Below are 5793 nucleotides of genomic sequence, written 5' to 3'. Positions count from 1 at the left end.
TTATAGTCAAAAGTAAGTGAAATGCGAATAATTCGTTTAAAAGTTGTATCTTTACGGCATGGAAATGCAGTTGTCGACATCAGAAATAGAAAATTTACGTAAACTTCAACGGAATCTAGCCGGAAGTTCCGACTATGCCCGTGTGACTTGCATTCTGATGTTGGGCATGGGCAATTCTCCTTCCTTCGTGGCTTCATGCCTTGGAATAGACGTTTCCACCGTATACCGTTACCGTTCCGCTTATTTGCACGGCGGTGCCGATGAACTTCTGGAAAACCGCCACAAAGGTTATTGGGGGCTTCTTGACAGCAGACAGTTGTCCGCCTTGCGCAAGGAACTTCGTGAGCATATCTATACGGATGCCAAGAGTGTGGCAGAGTGGATAAAGTCCACATTCGGCGTGGAGTACACGCCCCAGGGGGTTGTAGACCTGCTGAACCGCATTGGTTTCACCTATAAGAAGACATCGGAAGTCCCTTGCGAGGCTGATGCCTCCAAGCAGGCAGCCTTTGTCGGAGAACTTTCCGAAATCCTTTCCGGTATGCCGGAAGATGCTGTGGTTTATTATGCCGACGGTGTTCATCCGACCCACAACAGCCGTTCCACTTATGCGTGGATAGAGAAAGGCGAAAAGTTGGAACAACCGACCGTCAGCGGTCGTGACAGGGTGAACATCAACGGGTTGCTTAACGCGCATGACGTGACAGACGTGATAGCCCATGATTGCGAAAGCGTCAATGCCGAATCCACAAAAGAAGTTTATCAGGCGGCCTTGGACAGGCATCCGGAGGCCCCGTTCATCTATATCATTTCCGACAATGCCCGTTATTATCACAACAAAAAGCTCAAGGAATGGGTGGACGGGACAAAAATCAGGCAGATATTCCTGCCGCCCTACTCGCCGAACCTCAATCTGATTGAGAGGCTTTGGAAATTCCTCCGCAAGAAGGTCATCAATACCGGTTTCTACAGGACAAAAGAGAAATTCAGGCAGGCCGTTAAGGATTTCTTCGACAATATCGGAAACTATAAAGAAGAGTTGGAGTCACTTCTGACTCTTAAATTCCGTTTGTCTAATTCGCAAACCATTTCTTTTTGACTATAGTTTGATACGCATACAAAAAGTTTCCAGGAATGGTCGTTATTCCTCCAGTTCCGACTATAAGGTTAGCCGGAGGATTTTCCACATCAATTGTATCAATACCCAATTCGACCCTTACAGCCTGGTTGGTAACAGGAAACTTACGCACAAAATTAAATTTCGAATTCCGCATATCATTATTAAAATCGCTTTCCCAAATGGTATTCGAAAAATATACAGTCGATACTCCCCAACCGATGCCACGCCCTCCGGAGCTATAATCACTCACAGGATACACAAACGGAGAATAAATTTTATCATTCACTCTCAACTGTACCAAACTAACCAAAGGAGAGATATGTCTTTCAAGCAAATAATTACCTTTCTTTTTTAAGTCTGCTGTAGAACTCCCCCCTCCGGGAAGATCTGTCTCAAACTGAATGACCCATATTCCTTCCGTATTCCCTGCACCTCTGTTTTGGTTGTTCATCCGAAACAAATCCCAATACACATCGCCATCGGGTTGTCCGTCCCCGTCTCTATCCGGTTCATTCATACGAGACCCGAACCTGTTCTGCATCAAAGCCAAAGCCGGATTATCAATCACCTTCGTTGCTGCTTGCTCCGCTTCTTCATTTTGACCTAAAGCCAAATAAATCTCAGCCAACAAATGATATGCCGCAGGCGAAGATATCTCGCCGTCTTTTACATTGGTTATATCCGGCAATATTTGTGCAGCTTCCAATACATCAGAGGCTGCCTGTTGAAGGACATCTTCCTTACTTGAAAGCGTATAATCATTTTTCACTGATGTTGTTTCATTTAAAACAATCGGCACATTACCATATAAATAAGCCAATGTGCGATAAGCCATGCCACGAAAGAACTTCGCTTTTGCCGTAAACATCGCTTTATCCTCATCGCTGACGGATGACAGAGCAACCTTATCAATCACCACATTCGCTTCCGCTATAATTTTAAATAAAGCATCCCAATGGAATTGTATGATACTACTTGTCGGATGATAAGCTGCAACCATATTAGAATGTCGGTTAACCGAGCCATATTCGCCATCATAAATCAAGTCTGTACCATAAAGATAATCAAAAGGCTTATTCTCATCGTATGCGTAAAATTCAACACGTATCAAATCATAAAGATTATTGATTGACATATTGAAATCTGTAACCGTCGTAAACGAGTTGTCCGAACTCATAAAATCCAACGCCTCTTCTTTCAAAAATTTATCTTCATTGCAAGAAGAAAACAATAGGACACTTAATAAAATGACATATACTTTTTTCATAATCTGTTGTTTTACAATGTTACATTAAATCCGAAAGACCAACTTTTCAATACGGGACGTCCATAATAACCCTGATTTGCTTCGGGATCCCAACCTTTCCATTTCGTAAAAGTCAGCAGATTCTTACCGCTGACATATACATTTATATTTTCAATACCTATTGCATTCAACCAATTTTTAGGAAGGTTATATCCCAAAGATATGTCTTGCAAACGAACAAAGCTTCTGTCCATATATAAAGTCGGACTAATCGCAGCTGCCTGAATAGAACGCGAATAAGTTGCATCGGGATTAGTAGGCGACCAATAATCAGCAGCAAGTTCACTGGCTCTGTTCCATCGCAGATTATTTCCATTCGAGCGAGTCACCGTTTGAGAATTTGACCCTAAATAACCTTTTTTCCCATCCTGAACAGAATTAATAAAGAAACTAAGCGTAAAATCCTTATAACGGAATTTGTTTAATATCCCAAAACGATAAGCCGGGTCTTCTTTTCCTAAAATAACCCGGTCGTCAACAGTTATTTCACCATCGTGATTAGTATCCACTACACGATAATTCCCTAGATGGTACCCTGTAGGTATATCATCATCAAGTTGCCATACCATCTATTTCATAACCATAAATTGAATTAATAGCTTCTCCGATAAACAAATTACTGGCTATCAAGTCATCTTCTTTCCCGTCACCATCCAAATCCTGCCCGGTCAATGTAACAATCTCATTCGAATTGGTCGAAAAATTAATAGTCGTATCCCATTCAAAATCCCTGTTGACAATATTGTGGGAAGTGATATTGAATTCAAAACCTTTATTACGGATTTCACCTACATTTGAACTAACAAACTTAAACCCTGTCATGGTAGGAATAGCAAGATCATATAAGAGGTCTTTGGTTATATTAGTGTAAAATTCCAATGTTCCGGTTATTCTATTATTTAAAACAGCAAAATCAAAACCGACATTGATACCTGTCGTCTTTTCCCATTTTAAATCTGGATTACTCATCGTTGATATCATTTGTCCCATTTCGGTCGTACCGCCATCACCGAACACATACGCTGCATTCGAATCGACACGCGATAATGATTTATATCGACTGGTCTGGTTTCCACTGATTCCCCATTCGCCACGAATTTTCAGCCAATTAATCCAAGCTATTTTAAACCAAGGTTCCTGAGTCATATTCCAAGCTAAAGCGACAGAAGGAAATATGGCGAATTTGTGATTCGAAGCAAATCCGGAAAAACCGTCCCGACGTACAGTTGCAGTCAATAAATACCGATCTTTGTACTTATAATTAATTCGTGCCATCTGATAAAGCAAAGCCTCATTCCAAGCAGTAGAATAAGTATATTGGTTCTTACCCAATTCAAGTTTATTATATCCCAATGTCAGTCTGGAGAAGTTTTGTGAATCGGCATTCGTATAGTTGTTTTTCCGTTCACTGGCACCGTAAAGAAATGTAGCGGCTATGCTATGGTCTCCGAATTCACCTTGATAATTTAAAATATTATCTATCGTATAATCATAATATTCCGTATGCTGCTTATATGCCTCTCCACTTAGGCTTGCCCCATACTCACTGGCATAAAAGTGATTATCAATACGATAATTATTACCATAATTCAAACGGTATGTCAACCCTTTTATCGGCAATTGGATTTCCGCATACAAATTGACAAAGAAATAATTATGCCGTTCCTTATCTTTTACATTAGATCCCATAAAGGGATTCGTATCCAATGTATTGAAAGGATAAGGCACTATCTCTCCATTTTCATCATACGGCTGAATAAGAGGACTTTGCATCATCAGTCCGGAAACACTTGGTTCCGCTCCATCTTGATTGACAAATGAAGCAAATGATTGGATTCCCGTTTTGAGCCATTTATAAGGATGCAAGTCTACATTTACACGGATACTATTTCGCTTAAATACATCATTCTTAATAAATCCTTCTTGATCGGTATGAGCGTAAGACAACAGATAAGAAACATTATCATTCCCACCAGAAATATCTATCCTGTTCTCCAAGATATGACCGTTTTGTGTACCTTCTCCCCACCAATCATAGTCATATGGAGCAAGTCCGTCAGGCAGATCATTATCCAACATTGGTACATCTTGGATATAGTCAGCTACTCTAAAATCTGGATTAGGTGTCGTATAATCCGGACCTATATAAGATTCATCATACCAAAATTCACGTAAATAACTCAAATATTCATTACGGTTCATCGGACGTAAATCTTTTGTCGGATTGGATATGGTATAAGAAGAAGATACATTAATCCGAGTCTTGCCAACCTTTCCTCTTTTCGTAGTAATAAGCAAAACGCCATTAGCCGCTTGAGCACCATAAACAGCTGTGGCACTAGCTCCTTTCAACACATCAATCGACTCTATATCGTTAGGATTCAGAGACGATAAAGACCCCGTATATATAATCCCGTCCAATACAATCAGCACACTCTTGTTGCCAGACAAAGTATTGGTTCCACGGATAGATATATCCGGCGTACTTCCTGTCGATGTCACCTGTCCGATATTCAATCCCGGGACGGTTCCCTGCAGAGATTGAAGAATATTCGTATTGGGAGCCTTTTCGAAATCTTTCAGGTTAGCACTGATTACCGCACCTGTCAAATCCGATTTCTTCATCGAACCGTAACCCACGACTACGACTTCGTCCAGTGCTTGGGCGTCTTCCGACAAGCGAATGGTAATATCCCGCTTTCCACCTACCTTTACATTCTGGGTCACATAACCGATATAGGACACTTGCAACACGACACCTTCGGGGACATCGAGGGTAAAACGCCCGTCAAGATCGGTTATTGTGCCCGCCGACGTGCCTTCCACCTTGATGTTGGCACCAATAATGGGTTCGCCGTCTGCATCCATCACAATGCCTTGCACGGTATGTCCCGCCTTCTGCTGTCCTGCCCCAAGCGTCTCCTTCTTGTTTCGGCGCATCAGCATGATGTTCTTTCCTTCCATAGCATACGTGATGCCAGTGCCTTCGAACACTTCGTCGAGGACTTCCGATACCGGACGGTTCTCGGTATCGACATTCACCTTGCGGCCGAGGTCGACCTCATTGACATCATACACAAACAGATAATCGGTCTGACTCTCTATCTCGCTCAGCACCTGAGCCGTAGAAATGCCAGAGGAAACAACCGTCACCCGCAAGTTCTGGGAATAAGATTCGGTGGCATACGTTGCGCCCACCAATAGAAATAAGGCTAAAAAAGCGTTTCTCATGATTCGGAATGAATGTTTAAATGACACAATAAGAAGCTGTTTTGAATTTCTCCAAAAAGTTTTTCTTGGCTTGATGTATCCGTTTTCGTGTGTGCTTTGGGCGATTTTTTGGTCCTTTCCGCTCCTGTTCTTCGTC

General features: G+C 41.8%; 4 protein-coding genes. 1 reads left to right on the top strand and 3 read right to left on the bottom strand.

What is annotated here, in order from left to right; translation table 11 throughout:
* The first annotated feature begins 58 nt into the window (after positions 1-58).
* A complete protein-coding gene (locus tag B5F71_RS18475; protein WP_087213269.1) occupies positions 59-1099 on the top strand; it encodes an IS630 family transposase in 1041 nt (346 codons plus the stop codon).
* On the opposite strand, the gene B5F71_RS18470 is transcribed toward B5F71_RS18475, so the two are convergent.
* Genes B5F71_RS18470 through B5F71_RS18465 form a run of 3 tightly spaced genes read right to left on the bottom strand, consistent with a single transcriptional unit; the run spans position 1074 to position 5657 of the window.
* The gene (locus B5F71_RS18470) at positions 1074-2387 is read right to left on the bottom strand and encodes a RagB/SusD family nutrient uptake outer membrane protein (protein WP_087213266.1); all 1314 of its coding nucleotides are present in this window, start codon (positions 2385-2387) and stop codon (positions 1074-1076) included. The genes B5F71_RS18475 and B5F71_RS18470 overlap by 26 nt on opposite strands.
* Positions 2388-2398: 11 nt before the next feature.
* Entirely contained in the window at positions 2399-2995 is a 597-nt protein-coding gene (locus tag B5F71_RS21115; protein WP_241148657.1) for a hypothetical protein, read from the bottom strand.
* Complete coding sequence (locus B5F71_RS18465) at positions 2979-5657, bottom strand: SusC/RagA family TonB-linked outer membrane protein (protein ID WP_241148656.1); 2679 nt, start codon at positions 5655-5657, stop codon at positions 2979-2981. Before B5F71_RS18465 ends, B5F71_RS21115 begins: the two co-directional genes overlap by 17 nt.
* Positions 5658-5793: the final 136 nt, after the last annotated feature.

Source organism: Bacteroides sp. An269 (genome assembly GCF_002159755.1).
In the GTDB taxonomy this organism is placed as follows: Bacteria; Bacteroidota; Bacteroidia; order Bacteroidales; family Bacteroidaceae; genus Phocaeicola; species Phocaeicola intestinalis.
This window is presented reverse-complemented; position numbering and strand designations above follow the sequence as displayed.